Here is a 25354-nt window from a genome sequence, read left to right as displayed (position 1 = left end):
GATCACCTTAACCTAAATGTTTTTTTATGCGTTCAATGATTTCATCAATTTTTTTCTGAGGAGCAGATTCTCCTCTAATTACTCCAGTAATAATTTCAACGACAGTACCTTCAGTTTTGGGTTCTAAAGGCAACGCGTCTCTCGTTTTTACTCCAACTGCTGCAAAGTCTTCCATATCCACGGGAGCTTGGCAAACAATTATTGTAGGAATATCCACGTATTTTAAGAATAATCTAGCTTTGTAGATTATATGGCTCTTAACATTTCCGAAGTGTATTACACATAATTTATGTCTATTAACTTGTTCAGCTTCCTCGGGTTTAAGTCCAAATGTAGAACCCAAACTTCCTTGTGGAGCGTCTGACGGAATTCCCCCTCCTGCATCCAATACAAGAACACTGGTCTGAATTCCCGCTTCCCTTATTCCATAGGTAATTTCACATACGGGTTTTGTAATGTGTCTTCTTCCTGGAGACATTGCAACAACGACTACGTCGTTACGTAGCCCTTCTGCAAATGTTCCTCTTTGAGCAAGCCCCCCTCCTTCACCAAGGCCCATAACGGCTCTACAGTCAACGATTTGTTCTTTTCTACCTACTGGCATAAAATCACTATTCGTCTGCTTCACGTTTTGGTATCATGGCAACAGAAGAATCAAATTTGCTTCTTGGATCAGTTGCACCTAATAATCTTTTGTCAATATCATTAACAGCAGATTCCCCGTATTTTATGAAATCCGTTACCGTAGGGGTATCCCTTAAGAATTTACCCTTTGTTAACCGGTATCCAAATGGGAAAAGATCCTTACAGATTTCTTCGATTTTTTCAATTTCGCTTTCATCATCTAATAAAACCCATAACCTTCCAACTTGAAGCATGAGTTCTACAGGGACTCCTTTAACAGTAATTTCCTTTTTTTCAGAGTGATTTACAAGAGTTCCCTTAGCTGGACCGTATCCAACTTTTTTAGGGAGTGATTCTCCATGTAATACTACTCTTTGAACTGTACTCAATGAATAAGCACTATTCAGGAATTTTTCGGTAGTTTCCGCTTTTAAATACCTATGTGGGAAGACTTCTAATTCAATCATTGTTTATTACCTTAGAACTGGTCTTTAATGCTTAAAGCTCCTTCAATTACGTATTTCATTGGTTCTCTGAACTCATCGAATGCTGAGTATACAGCACCAACTAATGCTGAAGTGTGTTCAGGTGAGAACATCTGTGTACCTGCATCTGCACACATTGCTGCACATACTGGAGGAATTGCGAATCCTTTGGAGTGTCTGGTTACAACGTGGTTACCGTTGAAGATACCAGGTCCACCACCACCGTAGATTGAGTGTGAGAAGAATGAGAATCCTACTGCAGTACCCATTGATCTACCGTAGTCAACACCAGGTAAACCAGTTTCGTACTCTAAAATATCGTTGAAGTATAAAATAACTGAAGCAACGTTTTGTGCTGCTCTTGCTGCACCACAGCTTACTGCAACTGCTGCAACTAAACCTGCTGCTGCATAAGCGTTCCATTTGTTTACGTCAGCTGGTTTGTACATGTTGAATCCTGAGCTCATTGTTTTGTCAACAACGATTACGCCGTCAGCAATTGCTCTTTCAACAACTGTTTCAACGACTGAACCAACAGTTCCTTTTGCGTTTGCTTTAATGAAGTCAATAACTAAGTTGTCAGCGTTTAATCCTTGGTAAGCTAAACCAAGTAAGTGCTGTCTTTCAAATGCTCCTACTGCGTCACCCATTTCGAATGTTGCAGTTTGTTCCATAACTGATGAGAATGCAATAGCGTTCATCATGTTTTTCTTGGTTGTAGCAACTGCGTGGTTAACAGGGATGTTTCTTAAAGCGTAACCTAAACCTTCCATGTTTGAAGGTGCACCTAAGAGTGAAGCGATGTTACCGCCTGCGTAATCCATAACCTGTGGGTAGTTACCGATAATTGCAGCGTGCACTGTTGAACCATCGAACATGTCGATGTTGAATGTTTTAATAAGTGCTTCTTTCAATGCCATAGCAGTTGTGAGCATTGATACTGAGTATTCTGCAGCTACGTCCAATCTTGCGGTTGGAACTTGCACAGCCATTTGTTTTCCGCCGTTAATTAATTTTACGGCTGTATCGTCATCGTCGGATACTTTTAATATTTTTTCTACTTCGTCAGCAATAGCCTGAGCGTTGCTTACTACGGATAAGTCCAAAGTTCTTCCTGGAACTTGGCATCCTTTTCCACCGATTTTACCGATAGCTAAACTGCTTTCGATACCAGCGAGGTTAACAGCAACTGTTCTTTTAATATTTTTTACCATGCTTTTGATGGTAGGGTTGTATAATGGGCTAATAGCTTCCAATGGTACATTATCAGCTACTAGGTTTCCTTTCGCATCGTACAAACTTATCTTATCTTCATACTTTACCATAGGAACCACTCCTATTTTTTTGATATATACATCATAACATTATTGAAGGAATATATATTCAAGTTTTCATTAAACTCAAATAGAAAAATATATATACTCTCTATCATCGATTAAGTTTTAGATTAGGTTAAATATTTCAATTTTTACTACGTAATACTGTGTTAAATTAAAATTAACCAAAGTATCGTTGAGATATGCCGGATGTTTTTAATGAATTAATAGGAATTACTATTTTTATAAACTCAAATAAGATGGTAATATGAACCAAAAGTTTGGATTTAATAATATTGATGTGGGTTTCGGCTTTGAAGATAATAATGATAATAACGTAAATACTAAATCACAGCTTTTAATAGACCTCAAAGGAGAACCTGGGAAGAATTGTGGCGGGTTTTGTAAATTTTGTTACTTTAGGAAAGTTAATTTTAATAATCCTGAACCTTTAGGCTGTGGACAGTGTACCTTTCAAGTAGGATGTGACTACTGTACAAATTCGATAAGGGAAATCAATGGAAACTTTATTCCTGTGCCTTTTGCAATTGAACAGGTTCAAAATGCATTATTATTTAAAAGATATGAAAAAGTAAATATTACAAGCGGCGGGGATACCAGTTACTACCCATATCTTGAAGATTTATGTAAAATACTCGGTGAAATGGGTTTAAAGATACATCTTGGATACACTTCAGGTAAGGGTTTAACCGGTATTGAATCGGCAAAATATCTTGTTGATTCCGGCGTAAATGAAATTACATTTTCTGTTTTTTCAACTGACCCAAAACTTAGGGAAGAATGGATGAACGATAAAAATCCTGAAAAATCTCTCGAATGTTTGAAATATTTCTGTAAAACCTGTGAAACCCACTGTGCGATAATCGTAGTTCCTGGAGTGAATGATGGGGAAGTGTTAAAAAATACGATTTCAGACCTCGTTTCATGGGGTGCGAATGCAGTAATACTGATGAGGTTTGCAAATAACGAAGAAAATGGACTTATTTTCGGAAATGAACCATTGATTGAGGGTATATCTGTTCAAACTGTTGAAGAATTTGGAAAAACTGTCAAAGAAATGTATGAATTGTTTGGAAATAGTGTAAGAATTTCTGGAACTCCAGTATATGATCCAGTAACAAACACTCCGTTTGCAATTTATTATGAAGACGAAATTTTGAATGAATTACGAGCTAAAATTAAAGCACAAGCAACGATAATTACTGGAAATGTATCTTACGGATATTTACGTAAAATTTTTGAGAATACTCCAATAAAAGTTATTTCTGTAAATAAAGATATTGCAGATTTAATTACCAAAAAAGACCTCGAAACAGTTGATTTGTCAGAAGTAACCGATACAGTACTTTATCCCCAAAATGCACTTGTTCACGAGCGAGATGCAGAAGATATTTTTACAAAAGATGGTATGAAAAGAATTGTTTTAAGGGGAATCGATAAATTAACAATGGATGGGGAAGTTTCAGGAATTTTTACAAAAGAAGATGCAATAGAATTTGAAGTAAATGCCTTCAATGAATTAATTGAAAAGATAAATTTCTTTGGAAATCCTGTTTAATTTTTTAATTTTTTTATAATTAAATATAATTATAAATTTAGATATATAAATTAATTTACCCAAAAAGAAAAATGCCGAGGGGGGGACTTGAACCCCCGACCTCTCGGTTTCCCAGGACCCAAGGGGAAGAACCCCTTAGGAATTTCCGTATGAGCCGAGCGCTATAACCAGCCTAAGCCACCTCGGCAATGTGCTTCATCAAAGCATCTTAAAGTAAGCAGAACAAATATATATAGTTTTTGTAGAAAGTTTTATATACTGAAATACAAAACTACACTATGCTTAATTGAATAAGCACTTTTAAAAGGTTCACTGTGCGAGGGTTGCCAAGCCTGGTTAAAGGCGCTAGGTTGAGGGCCTAGTCTCATAGGAGTTCGAGGGTTCGAATCCCTTCCCTCGCATATTTTTTAAACAAGTCAATGCGATTTTTGGGATGCAACACTTTTTCAAAGGGTTGCGTTTAAATCCCTTCCCTCGCATATTTTTTAAACAAGTCAATGCGTTTTTTCTAAAGTTTATTTTAAAAATGATTTTTCCATATCTATTGTAAATATTATATTATCTAAATTTTTCAATTTTTACACAATTCTATATATAAAGGTCAGAGGAATAGTTTTTATTATAATCATCGAAGGGATAGAATGGATGAGATAATAGTTTGTATTACAGGGGCAAGCGGTGTAATTTATTCAAAACGGCTTTTAGAAGTTTTGAAAGAAGAAAATATTAAAACATCGCTGATAATCTCAAATTCCGCGAAAAAAATAATTAAACACGAACTTAAAATGGAAATTGACGAATTTAAAAAGCTTGCCGATAACTACTATGAAAATGATAACTTTTTTTCACCCGTAGCATCGGGTTCTCATAAATTTAAAGCAGCTGTGGTAGTTCCATGTTCTATGAAGTCGTTGTCATCGATAGCAACAGGATACAGCGATAATTTAATTGGAAGAGTCTGTGATATTGCATTAAAAGAGCGAAGAGATTTAATAATCGTTCCAAGAGAAATGCCATTTAGTACAATTCATCTTGAAAATATGACGAAACTGTCAAACTTGGGAGTTTCAGTAATTCCGCCAGCCCCGGGATTTTACAACGATCCAAAAACAATAGATGACCTCGTGGACTTTGTAGTTGGAAGAATTTTGGACAATTTAAAAATCGAAAATAACGTATTTAAGAGATGGGGAGAATAATTACCTGCTGATAATTTGGTGAAAATATGCTTGATAAATTAGGCCAGAACCTCTCTGACGCACTAAACAAAATTAAGAACGCTACTTTTGTCGATAAAAAACTCGTAAAAGAAGTAATTAAAGATATTCAGAAAGCGTTAATACAGTCTGATGTTAACGTGAAATTAGTATTTAACATGAGCAAGGAAATTGAGAGAAAAGCTATCGAAGAAGCACCTCCAAAAGGGCTCTCAAAAAAAGAACATATTGTAAAGATTGTTTACGATGAACTCGTAAAATTACTCGGTGAAACCACTCAAAAATTAGAGCTTGACCCTTCCAAAAAATCTGTAATTTTACTTATTGGTATTCAGGGAAGTGGTAAGACTACGAGTGCTGCAAAACTTGCAAGGTATATCCAGAAAAAAGGTTTAAGGCCTGGATTAATCGCAGCGGACGTTTACAGGCCTGCAGCATACCAGCAATTAAAACAGCTATCTGAAAAAATAAATGTTCCATTATTTGGTGACGAAACAAGAACAAAAACACCTGTAGAAATTACCAAAGAAGGAATGGAAAAACTGAAAAAAGCGGATGTTTTAATCATCGATACAGCAGGTAGACACAAGGAAGAAGAAGGTCTTTTAGCTGAAATGAAAGAAATGAAAGATTTAACAAATCCAAACGAAATAATCCTTGTAATCGATGGAACATTAGGTCAGCAGGCTAAAAATCAAGCAAAAGCATTCAAGGAATCAGTTTCAGAAATTGGGAGCATTCTCGTTACAAAATTGGATGGTTCTGCAAAAGGTGGTGGTGCTTTGAGTGCTGTTGCAGAGATAGATGCACCGATTAAATTTATTGGAACTGGTGAAGGAGTCGACAATTTAGAACAGTTCGACCCAAAAAAATTCATCTCGAGAATTCTTGGAATGGGGGATTTAGAGTCCTTGTTAGAAAAAACTGAAGATATAATGGATGAATCAACGGAAGAAAGCATTGATTCAATTTTAAAGGGTAAATTTACATTAATCGAACTTTACGCACAGCTTGAAACAATATCAAAAATGGGTCCAATGAAACAGATTTTAAGCATGATTCCTGGAATGGGTGGAAACATGCCAAAAGAAGCTGCACAGTTAACTGAAGACAAGTTAAAAAGATACAAAATCATGATGGACTCAATGACAATGGAAGAAAAAGAAAATCCTGAACTTATAAAAACTTCAAGGCTCCAGAGGATTGCAAGGGGTGCGGGAGTAAAACAGGAAGAAATAAAAGACCTTTTAAAATACTATTCAACTACCAAAAATGCTTTTGGAAATTTGAAGCGTGGAAAAATGCCAAAAATGGGTGGACAGATGGGCCAGATCATGAGGCAGTTAATGTATAAAGATTAACTAAAAAAATCAATTATTACTCTTTTTTTAATCGAATCATTTTCACGAAAATAATATATATCAAAAAACCGTGTTTGCTATAGGCTAACTTTGGATCAGTTGAATATGGGTTAATGTTTGATATAAATGTTTTTTGGAGATAAAAAATGAGATTTACCGTAAATGATTCGTTAATAACAAGCGTTGCAGTATTTATTATTGCTTTTTTATTGCAGGGTGTACACGCTGTGTTTTTGTCAGATATTAATAACCCGATCGTGAATCAGATAGTATGGATAATTGTAAATACTCTAAGATTTCTTGGAGTATTGTTTGCAGTAATATCTATTGTTTTTTGGAAAAAAGGAGTAGTAATTCGATATTAAAGGTTTAACCCAGTAATGTGGATTCCTGCACCTTTTAATTTGTATTTTATATTTAATTGTATCAATAATGGCGTAATCTGTTCTATAAATTTTGAAATTTCTAATTTTCCAGCATCAATTCCTCTAACACCAGGAATTTCGCTTGCAAGTTCAACAATTACTTTTTTAGCATCGTTATCATTTCCTGCAATTAACACATCGCACGCAACTTCACAGTCTAAATCTTCTAAACATTTTGAACAGATGTTTTGAAATCCGCTGACAACTTTTGATTCCGGAAGCATTTCTTGGATTAATTCTGCAACTGAGCCTTGGGGGCATGCAATAACTCTTGTTGGTTTGTCTCCAATTGCAGTTGCAAGTGGAACTCCAATTGATACAACAATTTTTCCTTTTAACCCTTCTTTTAATTCTTTTAATGTGGAAATTGTATATTCGAAAGGCAAAGCTATAATAACTACATCAGCTAACTTTGAAGCTTCAATATTGGTCATTCCTTTAATATTTGCAGAAAATCCCCTATCCGAAAGTATTTTTAACGCATTTTCGGAAGCTTCAATAGCTTTTTCTTCTTTTCTCGATCCGATCAATATTTCATGATTTTTTGAAAATCTAAGTGCAAGGCCAAATCCCTGGTCTCCTGTTCCACCAATTATCGCAATCTTCATAATCACACCTTTTAATTTATTTTTCAAGCATCGATAGATATTTTTTTATCGTTTCTCTGCCATTTACTGCATCTCTTATACTTTTAGATTCAAAAGATAAAACATTATCGTAATTAATATCTTTTAATTCACTTAATATTTTTAAAAAGTCGATGTTTCCAGCACCTATTAATGCATGTTCGTCTTCAGTTCCCTGATTATCATGAATATGAACGTGAACAATTCCCTGTCCAATTTTATTTAACTCTTTTACGAAAGTTTCGGGGTTTTTTGTTGCAGTGTTTGCGTGACCAATATCAAAGGTAATTCCAAGGTATTTCGAGTTGATATCTTTTATAATATCCTTTAATGATTCAATAGTAACTCCCAAAACTCCATGGTAATTTGGCATATTTTCAAGCCCAATCATTACTTCGTAGTCTTCTGCCATTTCCACTATGTCGTTTAATGAAGAAAAATTGTTATCTAAAATTTCTTTTGTATAGTCAGACCAAAGAGGCGGTAAATAGCCTGGATGAACTGTAACAACATTTGCATCGAGTTCAAAAGCACCCTCAATTGCTTCAATAATGCTGTTTGTTGTTAAATTTCTAACATCCCTATTCATTGACGCAGGATTTAAATCTGAAAACGGTGCGTGAATTACCAAATCAACATCGTATTCTTCCCTTAAATTTCTTAAATATTTTATATTTTTTGGATTTAATTGATGACTTCCCTCAGAAACGATTTCCCAGCAGTCAAAGGAGTTTGTTGCAACCTTTTCCATTGAGGACTGGAGAGTTTCTGGTAAAAATACTAAAGATGATATTCCGTATTTCATGACTATCTCTCCCCGCTTTATCTATTAATATAATAAAAGCATTCTATCTATTAATCAGTTTTTATTCTGGTGATAACGTGCAATTAAAAACACCAATTTCAAAGGAAGACGTTAAAAAACTTAAAGTTGGGGATATCGTATATTTAAGCGGCGATATATGTACTGGACGAGATGAAGCACACATAACAACGATAGAAGAAAAAAAACCTCCAATAAATCTTGAAAATGGGGTAATTTACCATGCAGGCCCAATAATGAAAAAAGAAAATGAAACATGGAAATGTGTTGCCATCGGGCCGACAACATCTGCCCGTATGAACGGACTCGAAGAAGAATTCATAAGGATTACAAATATTTCAGCAATCATTGGAAAAGGTGGCATGGAAGATAAGCTTTTGAAAATTTTTGAAGAATTTGGTGTAATTTATCTTGCAGCACCCGGGGGTTGTGCAGCGCTTTTGGCAGATTCAGTAAAAAACGTAAAAAACGTTTATCATCTTGAACTTGGAATGCCGGAAGCGTTCTGGGAATTACGTGTTGAAAATTTTGGACCATTAATTGTTGCAATGGATTCGCATGGGAATAGTTTATATTCTAAAGTTAATGACAACGTCGATAAAAATTTAGAAAATATTCTCAAAAACTTATAATTTTTTTAAAATGAATATTAATTCTATTAATTTAAATTTACAAATATTATTTTCCAAAAATAAAAAAAGAGATTTTGAATTCCAATTATTTAATTGGAACAAACATTGAACCTCTTGTTGCACCCATACCTGGTGAACCGTGTTGAACAATTGCTCTTGTTGGGGCCATTTCTCCTAAGAATCTTCCAACGGTTTCTTCAACTAATTTGATTTCTTTGAATTCTTTACCGTTGTAGATACCAAAGGTTAATCCAATCATTTCAGGAGTTATAACGAAGTCTCTGCAGTGAGTTCTTATAACTCTTGGTTCTTTGCCTCTGTTTGTTAATCTTCTGGCTTTTTTGATTTTCATAACTAATTTTCTTTGGTTAGGGGTAATTCCTCTAGCCATTGTTCTTCTCTGTCTTGAAGGAACAATTTCCATGAATTTTTTGATAGGCATTTCTTGAAGTTCTTCCAAATTGAAGCCTTTATATCTGAATTCTACTCTTCTTCTTGGTGCCACACTTTGTTTTTGTTTATTTTTCTTTTTGGCGCCACCTTTGCCACTATACTTTTGTTGTCTGGCCATGTTTTCACCTTTAAAATTTAAAGAGATAGCTTAAGTTGTTATTTTCTACCGGTTCTTCTTGAAGCGATATGTCCTACTTTTCTACCTGGGGAGGTATTTCTTGAAACGCTTGAAGGTTTTCCTATGTGTTGGTGTCTTCCACCACCGTAAGGGTGATCTACAGCGTTCATTGCAACACCTCTAACTTTTGGCCATGCAACAGCTTTAGCGCTTAATGAATGGTGTTTTTTACCTGCTTTAACAAATGGTTTTTCTTTTCTTCCACCGCCTGCAACAACACCAACTGTTGCTCTGCATGCAGGGTTTAAAACTTTTGAAAAGCCTGAAGGTAGTTTTATAACTGTTTTTCCAACGTCGTGTGAAACAACGTGTGCGTAACATCCACCAGCTCTTACTAATTTACCGCCATCTCCAGGGATGGTTTCAATGTTGTATACCGGAATACCTTCTGGGATTTCACCAAGTGGTAAAACGTTTCCAGGTTTGATTTCTGCGCTGATACCGCATTCAATCTGTTCTCCAACTTGAATTCCTTCTGGAATTAATACTAATCGTTCTTCATCGTTAGCAAATCTTATTTTTGCAACTGGTGCAGATCGTCCAGGGTCGTGTAAGATGTCCACAACGGTTCCGAGGATTTTTCCGTCCTTTTCCATTTCGTCGTAACTTCTGTATTTAACTGCACCTTTTCTTTTATGAGTTGGGGATCTGTATTTTGGGGTCCCTCGTCCTCTATTCTGGGAAATCAGTCTTTTACCCATTATATCACCATATTACTTAATAGTGTTTTCTTAAATCGAATTAGTAGATTCCTAAACCTGCAGCTACTTCTCCAGCGTTGTATTCAGCTTTCAACGTAATGTATGCTTTTTTCTTTCCTTTTGGAGTAATGCTTGTGTTTATATCTGCAACTTCAGCATCGAACAATTCTTTGATTGCTGCTCTAATGTCTGCTTTTGTTGCTTTTCTTTCAACGTAAAATACCAATCTGTTTTCTTCTTCAATGAGTTTCATTGTTTTTTCACTGACGATCGGTGTTTTTATAACATCAAAGGCATCCATGCCATTCACCTCATATTGAGCTTAAAATCTTCCGTTTATTTTTTCAATGGCATTTTCAGTCCAGAGTGTTAATCTTCCAGCCATTGTTCCTGGTGCAATGTGTATTGCGCTTAAATCGTTAGCTGTAATTACATCTACACCTGCAAGGTTTCTTGATGCAGCAACTGCGTCACATGCATCGCCTACAACAACCAAAACACTTTTTGGTTTTTTGTATTTTCTTCCTCTTAATTTTCCTCTTCCAGCTTTAATTGTAACGCCATCTTTAGCTCTTTCTAAATCAGCATCTAATTTTAAAGCTGTGAAAACTCCTAAAACTTCTTTTGTTTTAGCAAGGCTTTCGAAGTCTGCGTTAACAACTAATGGTAATGAAGGAACGCCTTCGATTTTGTGGCCTCTTGCTGAAACGATTTCAGGGTTTGCTGAAGCTGCAATAGCGCTTGCTAATGCTTTTAATCTTTCTTTTCTGTTTATTCTTTCGAATAAGATTTTTTCAACTTTTGGAGGGTGAGCTCTTCTTCCACCAACTGCTTGGGGAACGAATGCACCAGCACCTTGTGCGGTTCTTCTAACTCTCGCTTTACCGTGTCCTTTTCCGATTGATTTTGCTGAAGTTCTGTAACCTGCAAATGCATCGCAACCTTTTGGTTGTAATTTTGCGGTTAGTGATGAGATTACTGCCCTTTTGATTAAATCTGGTCTGTATTCTGTTTCAAATACAGCGGGTAATTCGATATCTCCCTTTTCAGAACCATCTAAATTGTAAACTTTAACATTCATAAGTTAACACCTGCTCGTGTTTTTGAGTAATTAGTTTCCTTGTTTGGATTCTGTACTGATGTAAGCAATTTCAGGTAAGCCGAATTTGTCTTCAGCAGCTCTTACAGATCCTCTTAAAACTACTAATCTTTTTGCAGGACCTTGAACAGTTCCCTTAACTACAACGTATCCGTTTTTAACAGCACCGTAGTTTAAGAATCCGCCTTTAGGTGTAATTTCAGCGCCTTCGCTGCCTAATTTTAAGATTCTTTTATTGTATTCAGTTCTTTGGTGGAAACCCATCTGACCAGGTAATGGTACAGTCCACATAACTCTTTTTGGTCTCCATGGACCGATTGAACCTGTGTGTCTACCAACACCTTTTCTTCTGTGTTTTCCGAATTGAACTTTGATTCCCCATCTTTTAACTGATCCTTGGAATCCTTTACCTTTGGTAACTGCTAAAGTATCGATACTTTCTCCAGCTTCAAATACATCGCTAATTGCGAGTGTTTTGCCTAAGATTTCTTTAGCGTAAGCTAATCTTTCAGCAACTGATGATCCACCGATTCTAATTTCAACAACTTCAGGTTTTTTCTTTGGTATTCCTGTAGTTTTTGGGTTTGTGTGAACAATAGCTCTTACTTCAGTAGCTTTTTCTAAAACTGCATCTAAAGCATCAGCAGTTTTTTTCTCTTCTTTTTTAGCTAAAGTTAATTTTCTTCCTAAGTCGCCATCTAACTGTTCAGCCCATACTTCGGTTAATGCTTGTAACCCTTTGGTTGTTTTTTCGTAGAGTCTGATTCCTGCTACGGTAATGTCCGGTGTTTCTAATATGGTTACAGGTGTGAATATTTCCTGACCATTGTTTGGACTTTTAGGGTTGTTTTCGATCAATAAAGCATGTGTTGTTCCTGCTTTGTATACAGGGAATGCTTGTAACCCTACTTTTTTATCTGTAGGCCATGATCTGATTTTAGGAACTAATTTCTTAGCTCTTTTTCTTGGGCTAAATGCTAGGGAACCTCTACGAGGTCTGCTTTTTTTCATACCCATAGTATAACCTCCTATGATAGTTAACTAGAATTCCCGTGTTTTATTCGCGTAGAACTAGTCGTTTTTTGAAGTGTTTGTTAAGTTTTTTTAAAAACAAAGCAACCTATTAATGGCTCGCGCCTTTTCAGGTCTTCCACATAGTTGCCTACAAACATTAATCATTACAATATAAATAGTTAACTCCACAACTGACTAAATCAGTATTTATTCTAAAAAAGAAATATTTTTACTTATTATTGTATTTAGTTAATTAAAAATGGTGATTATGTGGAAAATAGTATTTATTTACTCGAATTCTTTGAAAAAAAGAATGAAATGAGAGAAAAAATTTTGAAGATTTCAAGAGAAATTGTAAACGATTCAGGGCTTATTATTCGAAAAATACAGAAAGGTGAAAGGATTGATTTTTCAAATATCGAAGAAAAATTAAAAGAATTAAAAAAATTCTCGGAAATTCACTTCGAATTCCAAAAATATCGTGGAACTCCTGAACAAGAGTATGTCGAAGCAAAAGTTTATAATTCGATAATTTTCGAAAATAAAATTTTGAGCTTTTCTGATTTTGAAAATATCTTGGAAGAAAACTATATTTTGGGGTTGTGCGATGTTATTGGTGAACTTAGAAGAATAACTCTTGAATCGATTCGAGAAGATGAAAAAACAAAAGCAGAACTTTATTTTGAATACATGGAGAAAATTTACGACTTTTTAATGGAATTTGATAACTATCACGTAATCGATGGCCTTCGAAGAAAACAAGATGTTTCAAGAAGTTTAATTGAAAAAACACACGGGGATATCGTTAATTTCAATGAAAATCTGAAACTTAGAATGGAACTTTCAAAATTTAATAAATAATCTTTTTTAATTATTTATAAATTCAGATGTATAAATTAATTTTCCCAAAATGAAAAAAAAAGTAGGGCAGCGGGGATTCGAACCCCGGGCCACTCGGTTATCAGCCGAGCACTCTAACCAGGCTGAGCCACTGCCCTAATTTCCAATGCTTTTCGAAGCAAAATGAAATAAGGTGTTTTCATATATAAACTTTTCTATGAAACTGTTTTTTAAAATGTTTCAAACCAAAAGTAATAATTACCTGTAGTGGCAGATGATATATACGTTATATATGTTAAACTATGATAGAGGTAGAGCATGGCACTATTTGGTCTTAAAGATACACACACGGCAGTTTTGGCATATCTTTTAGGGTTTATTTCTGGAATTATTGTGTTACTCCTTGAAAAAGAAAGTAGCTTTGTAAAATTCCACGCAATGCAATCAACGATAGCTTTCGGGGCAATATTTATTTTAAATATAATTGCAGGCTATATTCCTGGAGTTGGCGGTATTTTAGGTAGCCTTTTAAGTTTAATCGGGTTAATCATCTGGATTGTTGGAATGGTAAAAGCATACCAGGGAGAAAAATATAAATTCCCAATAATCGGGGATATTGCTGAAAAACAAATTTAATTGTTTTCATTTATTTCTTTTTTTAAAATTCAAATTCTTTTAAAGCTTCAGGTATTTTTTGAATTATTTCATAAATTTGGGTATCCGGTCTTGGTTTTACCAGTTCTCCTAATTTTCTGTTGATTTTACATCCTAATATCCCGGCTTTTTCTGTTTTAACTCCGCATGCAATTAATGAAGATGCAATTCCTGTTAATGTGTCGCCCGTTCCCCCAATACACTCCATTGCTTCAAATTTAGGATATTCAACAGTATCAATAATATTTCCATCATGCACGATGTGGTCTTTACTTCCTTTTACAACCATATTTTTTGGCATTTTTTGAGTATACGCCATTTTGATTAGTTTTGGAATTTCTTTGTCATCGATTTCTGAGATAAATCCTCTTACGTATGCAGGGTGAGATGACTTTTCATCTGCTAAAAACGCGAGTTCTCCAACATCTGGAAAGAACATGTGGAATTTATCGCCTATTCCTGCGGCTTTTCCAGCGTACATTCCACCGGCATCCCCAATGACTTTTTTTGAGAAATCAACTTTAATAATTTCGGATATTTTTGGTTTGATGTAGTGAATTATTGTCAAATCGTCGTCAATTTCGCGCAGTTCTTCGTAAATTTTTAAACTTCCGTTCCCATCCCCAATGTCTCCAGCAGTGATAAACGTTAGTTCATCCTCTTTTCCAAAATATTCCAATGTTTTAAAAGCAGCACTTAAAAGAGCGCAAGTTCCCATGGATACAGGGAGTTCTTTATTTTTTATTTCAAAAGTGTTTTTATTGACTTTAATTGGCCCTTTAATAAGTTCCATCCCTTTCACAGGTACAGCACCGGCAATAATCATTTTGTACCCCCTGATGCAATTGTTTTCGCCTTTTCAAAAGCTTTATTGAGCGTGTATGCACAAAGTGTGTATCCTAAATTTTTAGGACTATCCTCTTCAGGCACTTTTAATATGTTTTTTCCTTTTAATTTTAAATTTAGATATGGAACGTCAGGACAACCCCCTCCAGAAATATTCACAATATTTCCACTTTTATCGATTGTAATTTTCATGTTTCCAGACCTTACAAGCGTAAATCCGTCAATTTCCTTCACTTTTACAAGATTCAGTGGTTCCATTGAGGTATCATCTAACGATATGAATTTAACGGCATTCATGTTATTATTTTCAAGTTCTCTTTTAATCCCCATTTCATCTACAAGGTCGTATTCAACTGCCAAATCACAGCCTTCCCGGACTTCTTGGGGAGGAGCTACAACTTTAACAGAATAATTTTTTAAAATTTTTTCTGCAGAAATGGCTTCTTTTACATTTTTAAATAATATTAATCCATTTCCTTTTTTTACTTCTTTTTCGGGGTTTAAAATTGTGTTTAATTTATTAAAAATCGACATATATGCCACCAAATTGAACTAATTTTTCAAAAAAATAGTATAAAGTAATTATATTTACTGTTTATGCTAAGATTGATAACACAAATGGAGCTACCCACTGGTGGAATGCTATTGCACCAACTGCTAAACCAACTAAGTACGCCATAGCAGTTTGATTTCCTTCTCCAGCCATTACGTAGTTTCTAAATGGACATCCACCCTGAATTACAGATAAAAATCCAACTCCAAAACCACCAATGATTGTAACGATGAAGTGTGCACCAAAGCCGAGGCTTCCTGCAGCATCTCCCGGAATTGCTGTGAGTCCTTTTGTTGCAATCCATGGGAATAATGGAAGCATTCCAATAACGTTGAATATAACTGCGCCGATTAAGGCCCCTCCGATAAATCCGAGTAAACCTTTAACTAACCATGTATCTTTCATGAGGTAGTAATCCCTGATACCTCCACAAAAGCACATTGATGATCTCTGTCCTAAGTATCCTAAAAGAATACCAAATGCCAAAGTGGCAATTGCAGGTACGTAACTCATCATTTCACCTTTTTTTCTTAGTTATGCCTTTTTTAAATATACTTCAGTAGCAACGATTACCCCGGCAACGATACCTAAAACACCGAGTAAACCAAATAAATCTCCGTAAGCAGTTCTTAAACCCATTCTAATTGGGCAACCACCCATTAAAAGTGCAAAGTTTAATACTAAGAACCCGAGTACAAATCCAGTAACTAAATTATGGGTTTTTCTAATTTTGAAATCTTTGTGAACAATTGCACCGATTAGTGCACCGATTAATAAACCAACAACAGTTAACACAGGGAAAAATTTCGATACTGGAGCCATTCCTAACGCAGTTCCAGCAACGCTGTTTACAATCCAGTTTACAAGGTCTCTAGTGTGGCATGCAACACAGAGTCCATACGCTGGAGGCGGACTTACTTTAAAGATAACTTCTAAGAGTATTGCGGAAAAACCTCCAATAAGGCCAGTCTGCAATGGTGAAACTTTCATTTAGTCACCCCTATTTCTTTAATATTGTGTTTTATATTAGATATTTTAATATGTATTTAGTCCAAACATACTCTTTTCTGCTTACTACATTATTTATAACTATTTATTAAGTAATTTAATATCATTAAACCAATTAAAAACTTATATAACCATTAAATACAGATATAAGTTATATTTTCAAGGACATAATAAAGGGGGGCTTGATTTGTCGTTAGCAGTATTGAACGATAAAAAAATAACATTTTTATGTATTTTATGTGTGGTTTTTGGAATTTCTTTTCTATCGACTTATAAAATCAATCCTGAAGAAAAACACATATCTGATTTAGATGAAGGCGATTATGTAAAAGTAACTGCTAAAATACAGAAATTGGATGTAAAAACGAATGAATATCTCGAAGTTATGGGAATAAACTCTGTAAAATTGATGGACGAGACCGCAGGGGACCTTTTACTTTATGTTCCAAATGACATATCCGGTGAATTTTTAGAGTATATCCTAAAAACAAGTCCGAGGATAAAAGAAGGGGATATTGTAAAAGTTAGCGGAAAAATTCAAATTTACAATGGACGTTATGAAATAGTTTTAAAGGACATGGACGATTTTCAGTTAATTAAAAAAGTAAATTTTGAAAGGGATATATTTCTTTCAAAAACTAAAACGAGTTACTACGCGTCAAAAAACAGCAATGTCTATCACGACCTTGAAAACTGCCCCTATGGACAAAAAATAGTTGAAAAAATTTATTTTAAAACCGAAGATGATGCAATAGACTTAGGTTATGAAAAATGCAGTTACTGCGAAAAATGGGATTAATGGGATCGAATGATTGAAAAGACTCTTTTTTTAATTTTTGGAACGGTTACTGGAACGATTACCGGGTTACTCCCTGGAATTCACCCAAATACATTAATTCCAATTTCAATAATTCTATTTCCCTACTTTGGAAGCAGTAATTATTTTAGTTTTTTAATCGGGCTTTTAATTTCGCACTATTTTTTAAATTATATCCCTTCCGCATTTATCGGAGTTCCCGACGATGAATCAGCAGTTGCAGCAGTTCCAATGCATAATTTATCGATTTTGGGAAGGGGATACGAAGCAGTAGTTTTAGCAGGTTTTGGAGCATTTTTTGGAATAATATTTTCAATTTTAATATTTATGATAATTTCAGCGACAAATATTGATTTTTATACATTTTATTTATATTTAAAACCATTTATTCCGTATATTTTAATGTTATTTCTTTTAATTTCAGTTATTTTTTCAAAAAATCGAATCTGGACTACTTTAATAATTTTATTTTCTGGAATTTTAGGAATTATTGTATTTTACAAGAATCTTAGTTTTGATTATTCTTTAACAGTAATATTTACAGGAATGTTTGGAATTCCACTTTTATTTGAAAATTTAAACAAAACAGAACTTAAAAGCCAGTTTATAAGTTTTCCTGAATTAAAAATGTCGTATCTAAAATCTGCAATTTTTGGAACACTCGGCGGATTTTTTAGAATATTTATCCCAGCAACCGGTGGAGCGCAGATTAATTATTTTTTAAGCAAAATAATAAATGAAGATGACATTGAAAATTTTATAATTTCACAAGGTGCAATAACTCTTTCAAACGAGCTGTTTTCAATTTTAGCAATCATGATGATTGGAACTGGAAGAAGCGGGATTTCAGAAGCCATAAAATCATTGAATATAGAATACAATCAATCCGAACTTTTTTCAAGCGTACTTATTGCAACAGGTATTTCTTTTCTGAGTTTAACTTGGATTTCAAAATATTTCTTACAAAACATTAATAAATTTGATTACGGGCAGATTTCGAAAGTTTTGATAATTTTTTGTACAATTTTAGTTTTAATTTTTTCATTCGACGGTTATATGATTTACAATATGATAACATACTTTGTTTCAATTTCAATAGGGATATTATGCGTTAAAAACAGGGTAAATCTATCAAACATGATGGCTGTTTTGATTTTTCCAACAATTCTCTATTTTTTAAAAATTTAAAAAAAGTTATTCAATAAGGTAAAAATAGTCTTCAAGCCAGCTTACATTTCCATAATCTGGATTTTTCGATTCTAAAAACATTAATATCTGGTTTACTATTTCTTCAGGACTTTTTTCGCTGCAATCTATTTCAAAAATCTTCGATTCATCGTTTTTTTCAATAGATTCTATCAAACAAACGTCTAAAAGTTCTGCTTCAACGTTTTCGTTTACTTTTTTAGGGTGATACTTTCGAGATTCTAACCTGTTTTTAATTAAAAGGGGATTTGCTCTAAGTACAACAATATAATCAGGATTTAAGTAGTGGCTGACGTGCCCGTCAAGTATTAAATCTTTAGTTTCGACTGAATTTACATATTCATTTAATTTATCGAAATCAACGACGAAAGAATCCATTTCGACATCTTTTTCTAAGTAAAGTCCGTTCTTGGATACAACTTCTGTAATATTTATGTAAGATGCATCTTTACCGATAGACTTTAATTTTTCAAACAGGAGTTTAGATACGGTTGATTTTCCAACTCCGGGAGTTCCGGTAATTGCTACTCTTATACTTTCACCTATTCTTCAACTTCGTGAACAGGTTCCTCTGAAACGTATTTGTCCACGTCGACATCGGATTTTATTGCGAGAATCGTGTTTTCTCCAACTCTTCCAAGGCTGTAGTCAAGTGTTTCGAGGTACTTTTTAAAGTCGTTAAATTCTTTAATAATTGCTTCTATTGGCACTTCTTCAAGATTTATTACAATAACATCGTGTTCTACTATCTTTTTAATGTATTCAAAGTCTTGTGGCGATTTAATTCTTGTTGTAAGAACTCTTGGGTATATTTTGTGTTTTATGACCTGCACTTTGTTTTCGGAAGTATCTTGTGTTATCGGTATTTTTTCAGATTCTTTGATTTCATAAGCTGAATATTCCTGGCCGATTACAACGTATTCTTCATCTTGTACTGGAACCTGTGTTGGCAACTCTTTATTTCCCACAAATATTCTTTTTATTTTTTTAAACATGCTATTCCTCCGCCGTTTCTGTGTGCCTGAATACATGGATTTATAATACATTTGTATTATGAAGTTATTTATCTTTTTTGATTAACTTTTTCTGTTTTATTAAATATTGGACTTTTTTAGGTATCCTATTATAATTAAAAAGTACTTAAAAGTTTAAAATACGAGTTTAAAGAGTAGTACGTGAATAATTACCACATTCTGTGAAATGTGGTTTGAAAGTGGGTATTAATTTATAAATACTATTTCAAATAATTCTTTTACAAATATATTCCATAAAGAGTTATTTAAATAACGATTTATTATAAAGTATCCATTTGATATTTTTATTACAAAGAAAGAATTTATCCAAACCATGAAAAAACGGAGGAATAATAATGTTTTTAACTCTTGACGACTTTGAATTGGAAGGAAAAACGGTTGCATTGAGAGTTGACATTAATAGCCCTATTGATGTTAATACTGGCGATATTTTAGATGATACAAGAATTAAAGCCTGCTACGATACAATAACAAGTCTTTCCAAAAAAGGCGCAAAGGTTGTTATATTAGCACACCAGAGCAGACCTGGAAAAAAAGACTTCACAACCCTCGAAGCTCATGCAAAAAAACTCTCCGAAATATTAAAAATGGAAGTTACACACGTGGATGGATTAATTTGTGCGTCTGCACGTGAAGCAATTCTTGCAATGGATAATGGAGAAATAATTCTTCTTGAAAATGTAAGGCTCCTTGCAGAAGAAGTTTTAAGTGACTGGAAGTCTTGGGAATCAATTACTCCTGAAAAACAGGCTAAAACAGTTATGATTAAGAAATTACATCCTTTTTTCGATTACTTTGTTAACGACGCATTTGCAGCAGCTCACAGGGCTCAACCTTCTCTTGTAGGATTTTCATACTATGTTCCGATGTTATGCGGAAGAGTAATGGAAAAAGAATTATTTACGCTTACAAAAGTTCTAAAAAACCCTGAAAGGCCTTGTGTATTTGCATTAGGAGGTGCAAAAGCTGACGACAGTATCGAAGTATTGAAAAATGTACTCGAAAAACAGACTGCTGATCAGGTTTTAACAAGCGGAGTTGTTGCAAATATATTTTTAGTTGCGAAAGGCTACAAAATTGGGCCAAACGAAAATGTAATTGCTGACATGGGATACACCAACCAGATAGAAATAGCAAAAGAGTTAGTTTCAAAATACGGGGATAAAATCGTTGTTCCGGTTGATGCAGGATTAAATGTTGACGGGGAAAGAGTTGAAACAGAACTGAATTTAAATGAAGAAATAACTTACCCTATTCACGACATGGGCGAAAAAACCATGAAGTTATACGGAGAAATTTTGAAAGATGCAAAAACAATCGTTGCAAATGGTCCTGCAGGAGTTTTCGAAAATAAAAATTTCTTGAAGGGAACAGAAGAACTTTTAAAGAGTATTGCAAATTCAGGCGCATTTACAGTTATCGGTGGGGGGCACCTCTCGGCAGCTGCGGAAGTTGTTGGTTTAGCTGGAAAAATGGACCACATAAGTACAGGTGGCGGTGCATGTATTGAATTTTTAGCAGGTAAAAAACTTCCAGTAATTGAAATGCTTTTAGAATCCTATGAAAAACATAAATCTTAAAAAAAGAATAACCAAAATAACCGATATTTTAATAATTCGGTTCAAATTTAATTTTTATGGAAAGTTATTTATAAGAATCAACTTACTATTTTATTAATAAAATAGTTTTTTCGGATATTATAGAACTCATGGGCGATTTTATGGATTTAAGCAAGCTCTCTGATGAACTCAGAAATTTTGAAGGCGTTACAAGAAAAAAAGAAATCAAAAATGTTGTCAATAACTTTAATTTTCAAGAAGATTATGATTTTGATATTGTTGTAGATTTTGGGGATGACGCGGCAATAATTGGAATAGATGATGAAAATGCAATACTTCTCGCAGCAGATGGGATTTGGGGAAAATTACTTGAAAAAGACCCATTCTGGGCAGGATATTGTGCAGTTTTGGTAAATGCAAATGATATTGCCGCAATGGGCGGTAAATCCATTGGAATGACAAACATTATTGGTATAAAAGACTGTGATAAAGGAAAAGAGTTATTAAAAGGTCTTAAAGAAGGGGTCAGTAAATTTGGAGTACCTGTTGTTGGTGGCCACACGCACCCAGATGCGCAGTGCAATGTTTTAGATATTTCAATTACTGGGATTGTAAAACGAAACAATGTTTTAAGGAGTGATGCTGCAAAAACAGACGACAAAATCGTCTTTGCATACGATTTAGATGGAAAAATTCACGAAACATTTAATTTAAACTGGGACACCACATCCATGAAATCTAAAAAGTACGTTCGAGACCAGTTAAAAGTTCTTGAAATAATCGGTGAAGAACACCTTGCAAACTCCTGTAAGGATATAAGTAATCCTGGCGGACTTGGAACGTTAGGAATGCTTTTAGAAGTTTCAAAAAAAGGTGCGGTTGTTGATGTAAGTAAAATACCTGTTCCAGAAGATGTTCCATTAAACCACTGGCTTAAAATGTATCCTGGAAGTGGTTTTGTATTTACTGCACCGGAAAATAAAACAAAAGAATTAATCGAAAAACTCGAATTTGCAGGAATCGCATCTGCGGTCTGCGGTGAAGTTAAAAATGACAGAAAGTTCATGATAACTGACGGAAAAGAAAAAACCATGTTTTTCGACTTTGAAAAAGAATATATCTGTGGCTGTTAAGGGATACGCATGAAAATGATGATAGATGGGGTATTCTACAACCCTGAAGAAATAGATTTTAAAGGTGTTCTTCAAAAACTCGTTGAAATTTTGGGTGAGGATTTGAAAGTTTTATCTTTAGAATTTCCTGAGTTTGCAGCTATTTACGAACCTGACTGTTATTACAGGTCAGGATTTTGTCTTGATAAAGAAATTGATAAAGAATTAAGCAGTGAAGAATTATCAAAGATTAGGGACGAGATAATAGCTGCATTTCCACAAGGCACTATTGTCTACAGCCTTAAATGTGAAATTTTATGAATAAATTAAAATCAGACGAAGTAAAAGATTTTTATGAAAATTGGGATGTTTCAAAGTATTCTGATTACTTAAAACTTTTAATGGAGTTTGAAGAAAACCTCATTTTTAAAATAATTTCAAAAGATGACTTTTTTAAATCTTTATCCAAATCCCACAAAAATATCAAAATATTAGATTGCGGTTGCGGTTTTGGTTCATTTTACGACTTAACGAAAGATTTTGATACGGTTTACCTCGATTTTTCACTGAATCTTTTAAAAAAATTTAAAATAGAAAAAAATAAAATCTGTGCAAATATTGAAAAGTTACCTTTTAAGGACGGTATTTTTGATTTAATTTTGTGTATCAATGTTTTAGAGCATGTTGATTTTAAAAAAGCTATTTTTGAAGTAAAACGGGTTTTAAAAACAAATGGAAGAGCTTATTTTATTGTAGTAAATTCTGATTCAATAATAAATGATGAAATATTTGTTGAATGGAAAATACCACACAATTTAATTTCAAAATTGGATTTTAAAGGTGTTGAATCAGACGATTTTAAAATAGAATATATAAAATCATTTTATTTTTTACATCCTTTTTTTAAAGTATTTCCAAAACCTATTTTAAAACGGATAATATATTTATTTTTTAAAAATGATGAAAAAATTTCAAAGTTTTTGAAATTTAAAGGACAGTTTCTAATTTGCAGAATGGTGAGAAAATGATATGCTGTCTCGGGCCAAGGGGAAGTTACAGTGAAAAGGCTGCTGTTACGTTTTCAAAAGCAATAAATGATAACGAAATCCAGTTTGAAGATTCAATTTACAATGTATTTAAAGCAATTGAATCTAATCCTGAATTTTTTGGAGTGGTTCCATCTGAAAATTCAATTGGGGGTTCAGTATCACTTACACAAGACCTTCTCTTGGAGTTTCCTGTAAAAATTCTCGGTGAAGTGGATGTTTCAATAAACCACTGCTTAATGGGCATAGATATTGAAAAAGTAACCGAAGTTTTAGCCCACCCACAAGCACTCGCACAGTGTGGGCACTACATTACGAAAAATAACTGGAATATAACTCCAGTTGACAGCAACGCAAAGGCCGCAAAAATTGTTTCAGAGAAAAAGGACGAAAAACTTGCAGCAATTTGCGGTATTGAAAATGCAGAAATTTACGGGTTAAAAGTGCTTGATGAGAACATTCAAGACTACAAAAACAATACCACGAGATTTTTTTTAATTTGCAATAAAAATAAGGATTTTAGAACTGATTTAAAGCCAAATAAAGTATCTCTGGTGATTGAAATAAATAAAAATATGCCTGGAGCATTTTATGAAGTTTTGGGAGTATTTAAATATAGAAATGTCAATTTAACAAGGATAGAATCAAGGCCTTCTAAAAAAGAAATTGGAAATTATGTGTTTTACATAGATTACGAATATTATGACGATAATACCGCGTTACTTCGGGATCTAAGAATATGGGCATTAAATGTAATCGAACTTGGAAATTATTTCGTGTTAAAATAAATGAAATTGGCGAAATTAATTTATTCAAGTACATATTTTAAAATGCATTACTATTTATATGAAAACCGCTTATTTACTAAAAATCACTTATTTTGGGTGTTAAAATGGAAAGTTACATTCAAAACTTGTTCGCTGAAAGAATTGGCGGCAAAAGCTTTGGAAAAGAAGATGTAATCTACAAATTCGAAAAAATTAAAAGAGCAAAACAGGCTGCGAAATTAAAGTACCCTGACGTGGAATTAATCGACATGGGTGTTGGGGAACCTGATGAAATGGCTGACGAGTCTGTAGTTGAAGTTTTATGCGAAGAAGCAAAAAAACACGGAAACAGGGGATATTCTGACAACGGTGTTCAGGCATTAAAAGATGAAATCCCTATTTACATGGAAAAAATCTTTGGAGTTAAAGATTTAGACCCTGTAAACGAAGTAGTTCACTCAATTGGCTCAAAACCTGCTTTGGCATACATTACATCAGTATTTATCAATCCTGGCGATGTAACATTAATGACCGTTCCAGGATACCCTGTTACTGCAACACACACCAAATGGTATGGTGGAAGTGTAGAAACCTTACCGTTACTCGAAAAAAATAACTTCTTACCTGAACTCGATGCAATTTCAAAAGAAGTTAGGGAAAAAGCAAAAATTCTCTACTTAAACTACCCAAACAACCCAACCGGTGCACAGGCGACCAAAAAATTCTACAAAGAAGCAGTTGATTTTGCATTTGAAAACGATTTAATAGTTATTCAGGATGCCGCATATGCTGCATTAACTTACGGCGACAAACCGCTTTCATTCCTTACCGTAAAAGATGCAAAAGAAGTTGGTGTTGAAATTCACAGCTTTTCAAAAGCATTCAACATGACCGGATGGAGACTCGCATTCGTTGCAGGAAACGAACTTATTGTAAGAGGATTTGCAGCAGTTAAAGATAATTACGACAGCGGACAGTTCATTCCAATCCAAAAAGCAGGAATTCACTGTTTAAGACACCCAGAAATTACTGAAAAAACAAGGGCAAAATACGAAAGAAGACTTTCAAAAATGGTTAAAATCTTAAAAGAAGCAGGATTCAACGCAAAAATGCCGGGTGGAACATTCTACCTCTACGTGAAAGCTCCAATCGGAACAAAAGACGGCGTTAAGTTTGCAAATGCTGAAGAGTTCTCACAGTACATGATAAAAGAAAAACTTATTTCAACAGTGCCTTGGGATGATGTAGGCCATTTTGTAAGAATGGCAGCATGCTTTGAAGCATTCAAAGACGGCGAAATTTCAATCGAAGAAGAAGATAGAATCTTAAACGAAGTTAAAAGAAGATTAACTGAAGTAGAATTTGTTTTCGAATAAATT

General features: G+C 34.1%; 31 protein-coding genes and 3 tRNA genes. 16 read left to right on the top strand and 18 right to left on the bottom strand.

The features are described 5' to 3' along the window. Window positions 1-7 precede the first annotated feature (7 nt). From mcrC to mcrB, 3 genes are read right to left on the bottom strand one after another with little or no spacing between them, the layout of a single operon-like run. The gene (gene mcrC / locus ACS5L2_RS07520; RefSeq protein WP_459201394.1) at window positions 8-604 is read right to left on the bottom strand and encodes a methyl-coenzyme M reductase I operon protein C; all 597 of its coding nucleotides are present in this window, start codon (window positions 602-604) and stop codon (window positions 8-10) included. A 7-nt stretch (window positions 605-611) separates the two neighbouring features. Beyond that, window positions 612-1091, bottom strand: coding sequence for a methyl-coenzyme M reductase operon protein D (gene mcrD / locus ACS5L2_RS07515; RefSeq protein ID WP_459201393.1), 480 nt, complete (start codon window positions 1089-1091; stop codon window positions 612-614). An 11-nt stretch (window positions 1092-1102) separates the two neighbouring features. Further along, window positions 1103-2434, bottom strand: coding sequence for a coenzyme-B sulfoethylthiotransferase subunit beta (mcrB, locus tag ACS5L2_RS07510; RefSeq protein ID WP_459201392.1), 1332 nt, complete (start codon window positions 2432-2434; stop codon window positions 1103-1105). Window positions 2435-2693: 259 nt separating this feature from the next. Here mcrB and mmp10 point away from each other — a divergent pair, with 259 nt between their 5' ends. Continuing rightward, window positions 2694-4004 (top strand): methyl coenzyme M reductase-arginine methyltransferase Mmp10, encoded by a 1311-nt coding sequence (mmp10, locus tag ACS5L2_RS07505; RefSeq protein WP_459201391.1) that lies wholly within the window; start codon window positions 2694-2696, stop codon window positions 4002-4004. A 72-nt stretch (window positions 4005-4076) separates the two neighbouring features. Here mmp10 and ACS5L2_RS07500 read toward each other — a convergent pair. Next, a tRNA-Met gene (locus ACS5L2_RS07500) sits at window positions 4077-4191 on the bottom strand. 129 nt (window positions 4192-4320) lie between these two features. Between ACS5L2_RS07500 and ACS5L2_RS07495 the strand changes: the two genes are divergently transcribed. The 4 genes from ACS5L2_RS07495 (at window position 4321) to ACS5L2_RS07480 (ending at window position 6947) form a co-directional block, all read left to right on the top strand. Next, a tRNA-Leu gene (locus ACS5L2_RS07495) sits at window positions 4321-4405 on the top strand. Between the two features lie 240 nt (window positions 4406-4645). Then, on the top strand, window positions 4646-5203 hold the full coding sequence (locus ACS5L2_RS07490; RefSeq protein WP_459201390.1) for a UbiX family flavin prenyltransferase: 558 nt from the start codon (window positions 4646-4648) through the stop codon (window positions 5201-5203). Window positions 5204-5229: 26 nt separating this feature from the next. Continuing rightward, on the top strand, window positions 5230-6582 hold the full coding sequence (locus tag ACS5L2_RS07485; RefSeq protein ID WP_459201389.1) for a signal recognition particle protein Srp54: 1353 nt from the start codon (window positions 5230-5232) through the stop codon (window positions 6580-6582). Window positions 6583-6728: 146 nt separating this feature from the next. Beyond that, window positions 6729-6947 carry a hypothetical protein gene (locus ACS5L2_RS07480; RefSeq protein WP_459201388.1) on the top strand — a complete coding sequence of 73 codons (219 nt, stop codon included), beginning with the start codon at window positions 6729-6731 and terminating at the stop codon, window positions 6945-6947. Here the strand turns inward: ACS5L2_RS07480 and npdG are convergent. Together npdG and ACS5L2_RS07470 are read right to left on the bottom strand one after the other, a co-directional pair. Continuing rightward, entirely contained in the window at window positions 6944-7615 is a 672-nt protein-coding gene (npdG, locus tag ACS5L2_RS07475) for an NADPH-dependent F420 reductase (RefSeq protein WP_459201387.1), read from the bottom strand. The genes ACS5L2_RS07480 and npdG overlap by 4 nt on opposite strands. 16 nt (window positions 7616-7631) lie before the next feature. Continuing rightward, complete coding sequence (locus ACS5L2_RS07470; RefSeq protein ID WP_459201386.1) at window positions 7632-8438, bottom strand: sugar phosphate isomerase/epimerase family protein; 807 nt, start codon at window positions 8436-8438, stop codon at window positions 7632-7634. A 77-nt stretch (window positions 8439-8515) separates the two neighbouring features. Here ACS5L2_RS07470 and ACS5L2_RS07465 point away from each other — a divergent pair, with 77 nt between their 5' ends. Continuing rightward, a complete protein-coding gene (locus ACS5L2_RS07465) occupies window positions 8516-9088 on the top strand; it encodes a FumA C-terminus/TtdB family hydratase beta subunit (RefSeq protein ID WP_459201385.1) in 573 nt (190 codons plus the stop codon). A gap of 85 nt (window positions 9089-9173) precedes the next feature. Here the strand turns inward: ACS5L2_RS07465 and ACS5L2_RS07460 are convergent, their stop codons facing one another. From ACS5L2_RS07460 to ACS5L2_RS07440, 5 genes are read right to left on the bottom strand one after another with little or no spacing between them, the layout of a single operon-like run. Continuing rightward, entirely contained in the window at window positions 9174-9659 is a 486-nt protein-coding gene (locus tag ACS5L2_RS07460) for a 30S ribosomal protein S19 (RefSeq protein ID WP_459201384.1), read from the bottom strand. Between the two features lie 38 nt (window positions 9660-9697). Continuing rightward, window positions 9698-10420, bottom strand: coding sequence for a 50S ribosomal protein L2 (locus ACS5L2_RS07455; RefSeq protein ID WP_459201383.1), 723 nt, complete (start codon window positions 10418-10420; stop codon window positions 9698-9700). Window positions 10421-10460: 40 nt separating this feature from the next. Then, window positions 10461-10721 (bottom strand): 50S ribosomal protein L23, encoded by a 261-nt coding sequence (locus tag ACS5L2_RS07450; protein WP_459201382.1) that lies wholly within the window; start codon window positions 10719-10721, stop codon window positions 10461-10463. Window positions 10722-10742: 21 nt separating this feature from the next. Further along, entirely contained in the window at window positions 10743-11501 is a 759-nt protein-coding gene (gene rpl4p / locus ACS5L2_RS07445) for a 50S ribosomal protein L4 (protein ID WP_459201381.1), read from the bottom strand. Window positions 11502-11531: 30 nt separating this feature from the next. Continuing rightward, window positions 11532-12536 carry a 50S ribosomal protein L3 gene (locus ACS5L2_RS07440; RefSeq protein WP_459201380.1) on the bottom strand — a complete coding sequence of 335 codons (1005 nt, stop codon included), beginning with the start codon at window positions 12534-12536 and terminating at the stop codon, window positions 11532-11534. 267 nt (window positions 12537-12803) lie between these two features. Between ACS5L2_RS07440 and ACS5L2_RS07435 the strand changes: the two genes are divergently transcribed. After that, on the top strand, window positions 12804-13394 hold the full coding sequence (locus ACS5L2_RS07435) for a haloacid dehalogenase (protein ID WP_459201379.1): 591 nt from the start codon (window positions 12804-12806) through the stop codon (window positions 13392-13394). A gap of 62 nt (window positions 13395-13456) precedes the next feature. Here the strand turns inward: ACS5L2_RS07435 and ACS5L2_RS07430 are convergent. Next, a tRNA-Ile gene (locus tag ACS5L2_RS07430) sits at window positions 13457-13531 on the bottom strand. A gap of 160 nt (window positions 13532-13691) precedes the next feature. Here ACS5L2_RS07430 and ACS5L2_RS07425 point away from each other — a divergent pair. Further along, entirely contained in the window at window positions 13692-14009 is a 318-nt protein-coding gene (locus ACS5L2_RS07425; protein WP_459201378.1) for a DUF4870 domain-containing protein, read from the top strand. Window positions 14010-14031: 22 nt separating this feature from the next. Here ACS5L2_RS07425 and ACS5L2_RS07420 read toward each other — a convergent pair whose 3' ends face one another. From ACS5L2_RS07420 to ACS5L2_RS07405, 4 genes are all read right to left on the bottom strand, one after another. Continuing rightward, complete coding sequence (locus tag ACS5L2_RS07420; RefSeq protein WP_459201377.1) at window positions 14032-14853, bottom strand: NAD(P)H-hydrate dehydratase; 822 nt, start codon at window positions 14851-14853, stop codon at window positions 14032-14034. Then, on the bottom strand, window positions 14850-15407 hold the full coding sequence (locus ACS5L2_RS07415; RefSeq protein WP_459201376.1) for a DUF3343 domain-containing protein: 558 nt from the start codon (window positions 15405-15407) through the stop codon (window positions 14850-14852). Before ACS5L2_RS07415 ends, ACS5L2_RS07420 begins: the two co-directional genes overlap by 4 nt. A gap of 61 nt (window positions 15408-15468) precedes the next feature. Continuing rightward, a complete protein-coding gene (locus ACS5L2_RS07410; protein ID WP_459201375.1) occupies window positions 15469-15939 on the bottom strand; it encodes a YeeE/YedE thiosulfate transporter family protein in 471 nt (156 codons plus the stop codon). A 21-nt stretch (window positions 15940-15960) separates the two neighbouring features. Continuing rightward, window positions 15961-16416, bottom strand: a complete 456-nt coding sequence (locus ACS5L2_RS07405) for a cytochrome C (protein WP_459201374.1) — start codon at window positions 16414-16416, stop codon at window positions 15961-15963. Window positions 16417-16621: 205 nt separating this feature from the next. Between ACS5L2_RS07405 and ACS5L2_RS07400 the strand changes: the two genes are divergently transcribed. Together ACS5L2_RS07400 and ACS5L2_RS07395 are read left to right on the top strand one after the other, a co-directional pair. Further along, a complete protein-coding gene (locus ACS5L2_RS07400) occupies window positions 16622-17233 on the top strand; it encodes an OB-fold nucleic acid binding domain-containing protein (protein WP_459201373.1) in 612 nt (203 codons plus the stop codon). Window positions 17234-17242: 9 nt separating this feature from the next. After that, window positions 17243-18439 carry a tripartite tricarboxylate transporter permease gene (locus ACS5L2_RS07395; protein ID WP_459201372.1) on the top strand — a complete coding sequence of 399 codons (1197 nt, stop codon included), beginning with the start codon at window positions 17243-17245 and terminating at the stop codon, window positions 18437-18439. Between the two features lie 6 nt (window positions 18440-18445). On the opposite strand, the gene ACS5L2_RS07390 is transcribed toward ACS5L2_RS07395, so the two are convergent. Both ACS5L2_RS07390 and ACS5L2_RS07385 read right to left on the bottom strand, forming a co-directional pair. Then, window positions 18446-18991, bottom strand: coding sequence for an adenylate kinase family protein (locus tag ACS5L2_RS07390; RefSeq protein ID WP_459202631.1), 546 nt, complete (start codon window positions 18989-18991; stop codon window positions 18446-18448). Between the two features lie 8 nt (window positions 18992-18999). Next, window positions 19000-19452 carry a hypothetical protein gene (locus tag ACS5L2_RS07385; protein WP_459201371.1) on the bottom strand — a complete coding sequence of 151 codons (453 nt, stop codon included), beginning with the start codon at window positions 19450-19452 and terminating at the stop codon, window positions 19000-19002. Window positions 19453-19826: 374 nt separating this feature from the next. Here ACS5L2_RS07385 and ACS5L2_RS07380 point away from each other — a divergent pair, with 374 nt between their 5' ends. The 6 genes from ACS5L2_RS07380 (at window position 19827) to ACS5L2_RS07355 (ending at window position 25351) form a co-directional block, all read left to right on the top strand. Beyond that, entirely contained in the window at window positions 19827-21071 is a 1245-nt protein-coding gene (locus ACS5L2_RS07380) for a phosphoglycerate kinase (RefSeq protein WP_459201370.1), read from the top strand. Between the two features lie 140 nt (window positions 21072-21211). Then, window positions 21212-22183: a methanogenesis marker 2 protein gene (locus ACS5L2_RS07375; RefSeq protein WP_459201369.1), complete on the top strand. Its 972-nt coding sequence runs from the start codon at window positions 21212-21214 to the stop codon at window positions 22181-22183. Window positions 22184-22192: 9 nt separating this feature from the next. Further along, on the top strand, window positions 22193-22483 hold the full coding sequence (locus tag ACS5L2_RS07370) for a hypothetical protein (RefSeq protein WP_459201368.1): 291 nt from the start codon (window positions 22193-22195) through the stop codon (window positions 22481-22483). Then, on the top strand, window positions 22480-23190 hold the full coding sequence (locus ACS5L2_RS07365) for a class I SAM-dependent methyltransferase (RefSeq protein WP_459201367.1): 711 nt from the start codon (window positions 22480-22482) through the stop codon (window positions 23188-23190). The genes ACS5L2_RS07370 and ACS5L2_RS07365 overlap by 4 nt, the downstream gene beginning before the upstream one ends. Beyond that, window positions 23187-23996 carry a prephenate dehydratase gene (gene pheA, locus ACS5L2_RS07360; RefSeq protein ID WP_459201366.1) on the top strand — a complete coding sequence of 270 codons (810 nt, stop codon included), beginning with the start codon at window positions 23187-23189 and terminating at the stop codon, window positions 23994-23996. The genes ACS5L2_RS07365 and pheA overlap by 4 nt, the downstream gene beginning before the upstream one ends. A gap of 104 nt (window positions 23997-24100) precedes the next feature. Beyond that, entirely contained in the window at window positions 24101-25351 is a 1251-nt protein-coding gene (locus ACS5L2_RS07355; RefSeq protein WP_459201365.1) for an LL-diaminopimelate aminotransferase, read from the top strand. Window positions 25352-25354: the final 3 nt, after the last annotated feature.

The sequence above is a fragment of the Methanococcus mangrovi genome, from assembly GCF_054506835.1.
Note: the sequence above shows the minus strand (reverse complement) of the source record. Positions and strands in the feature narration are given on the sequence as shown.

What these genes read in the sequence shown, in the direction of transcription:
- ACS5L2_RS07395 (WP_459201372.1), top strand. Translation starts at nt 17,243, where the DNA reads ATGATTGAAAAGACTCTTTTTTTAATTTTTGGAACGGTTACTGGAACG.
- mcrD (WP_459201393.1), bottom strand. Translation starts at nt 1,091, where the DNA reads ATGATTGAATTAGAAGTCTTCCCACATAGGTATTTAAAAGCGGAAACT.
- npdG (WP_459201387.1), bottom strand. Translation starts at nt 7,615, where the DNA reads ATGAAGATTGCGATAATTGGTGGAACAGGAGACCAGGGATTTGGCCTT.
- ACS5L2_RS07490 (WP_459201390.1), top strand. Translation starts at nt 4,646, where the DNA reads ATGGATGAGATAATAGTTTGTATTACAGGGGCAAGCGGTGTAATTTAT.
- ACS5L2_RS07355 (WP_459201365.1), top strand. Translation starts at nt 24,101, where the DNA reads ATGGAAAGTTACATTCAAAACTTGTTCGCTGAAAGAATTGGCGGCAAA.
- ACS5L2_RS07415 (WP_459201376.1), bottom strand. Translation starts at nt 15,407, where the DNA reads ATGTCGATTTTTAATAAATTAAACACAATTTTAAACCCCGAAAAAGAA.
- ACS5L2_RS07410 (WP_459201375.1), bottom strand. Translation starts at nt 15,939, where the DNA reads ATGAGTTACGTACCTGCAATTGCCACTTTGGCATTTGGTATTCTTTTA.
- ACS5L2_RS07380 (WP_459201370.1), top strand. Translation starts at nt 19,827, where the DNA reads ATGTTTTTAACTCTTGACGACTTTGAATTGGAAGGAAAAACGGTTGCA.
- ACS5L2_RS07470 (WP_459201386.1), bottom strand. Translation starts at nt 8,438, where the DNA reads ATGAAATACGGAATATCATCTTTAGTATTTTTACCAGAAACTCTCCAG.
- rpl4p (WP_459201381.1), bottom strand. Translation starts at nt 11,501, where the DNA reads ATGAATGTTAAAGTTTACAATTTAGATGGTTCTGAAAAGGGAGATATC.
- ACS5L2_RS07370 (WP_459201368.1), top strand. Translation starts at nt 22,193, where the DNA reads ATGAAAATGATGATAGATGGGGTATTCTACAACCCTGAAGAAATAGAT.
- ACS5L2_RS07375 (WP_459201369.1), top strand. Translation starts at nt 21,212, where the DNA reads ATGGATTTAAGCAAGCTCTCTGATGAACTCAGAAATTTTGAAGGCGTT.
- ACS5L2_RS07420 (WP_459201377.1), bottom strand. Translation starts at nt 14,853, where the DNA reads ATGATTATTGCCGGTGCTGTACCTGTGAAAGGGATGGAACTTATTAAA.
- pheA (WP_459201366.1), top strand. Translation starts at nt 23,187, where the DNA reads ATGATATGCTGTCTCGGGCCAAGGGGAAGTTACAGTGAAAAGGCTGCT.
- ACS5L2_RS07405 (WP_459201374.1), bottom strand. Translation starts at nt 16,416, where the DNA reads ATGAAAGTTTCACCATTGCAGACTGGCCTTATTGGAGGTTTTTCCGCA.
- ACS5L2_RS07460 (WP_459201384.1), bottom strand. Translation starts at nt 9,659, where the DNA reads ATGGCCAGACAACAAAAGTATAGTGGCAAAGGTGGCGCCAAAAAGAAA.
- ACS5L2_RS07485 (WP_459201389.1), top strand. Translation starts at nt 5,230, where the DNA reads ATGCTTGATAAATTAGGCCAGAACCTCTCTGACGCACTAAACAAAATT.
- ACS5L2_RS07385 (WP_459201371.1), bottom strand. Translation starts at nt 19,452, where the DNA reads ATGTTTAAAAAAATAAAAAGAATATTTGTGGGAAATAAAGAGTTGCCA.
- ACS5L2_RS07365 (WP_459201367.1), top strand. Translation starts at nt 22,480, where the DNA reads ATGAATAAATTAAAATCAGACGAAGTAAAAGATTTTTATGAAAATTGG.
- ACS5L2_RS07450 (WP_459201382.1), bottom strand. Translation starts at nt 10,721, where the DNA reads ATGGATGCCTTTGATGTTATAAAAACACCGATCGTCAGTGAAAAAACA.
- mcrB (WP_459201392.1), bottom strand. Translation starts at nt 2,434, where the DNA reads ATGGTAAAGTATGAAGATAAGATAAGTTTGTACGATGCGAAAGGAAAC.
- ACS5L2_RS07425 (WP_459201378.1), top strand. Translation starts at nt 13,692, where the DNA reads ATGGCACTATTTGGTCTTAAAGATACACACACGGCAGTTTTGGCATAT.
- mcrC (WP_459201394.1), bottom strand. Translation starts at nt 604, where the DNA reads ATGCCAGTAGGTAGAAAAGAACAAATCGTTGACTGTAGAGCCGTTATG.
- ACS5L2_RS07440 (WP_459201380.1), bottom strand. Translation starts at nt 12,536, where the DNA reads ATGGGTATGAAAAAAAGCAGACCTCGTAGAGGTTCCCTAGCATTTAGC.
- ACS5L2_RS07455 (WP_459201383.1), bottom strand. Translation starts at nt 10,420, where the DNA reads ATGGGTAAAAGACTGATTTCCCAGAATAGAGGACGAGGGACCCCAAAA.
- mmp10 (WP_459201391.1), top strand. Translation starts at nt 2,694, where the DNA reads ATGAACCAAAAGTTTGGATTTAATAATATTGATGTGGGTTTCGGCTTT.
- ACS5L2_RS07480 (WP_459201388.1), top strand. Translation starts at nt 6,729, where the DNA reads ATGAGATTTACCGTAAATGATTCGTTAATAACAAGCGTTGCAGTATTT.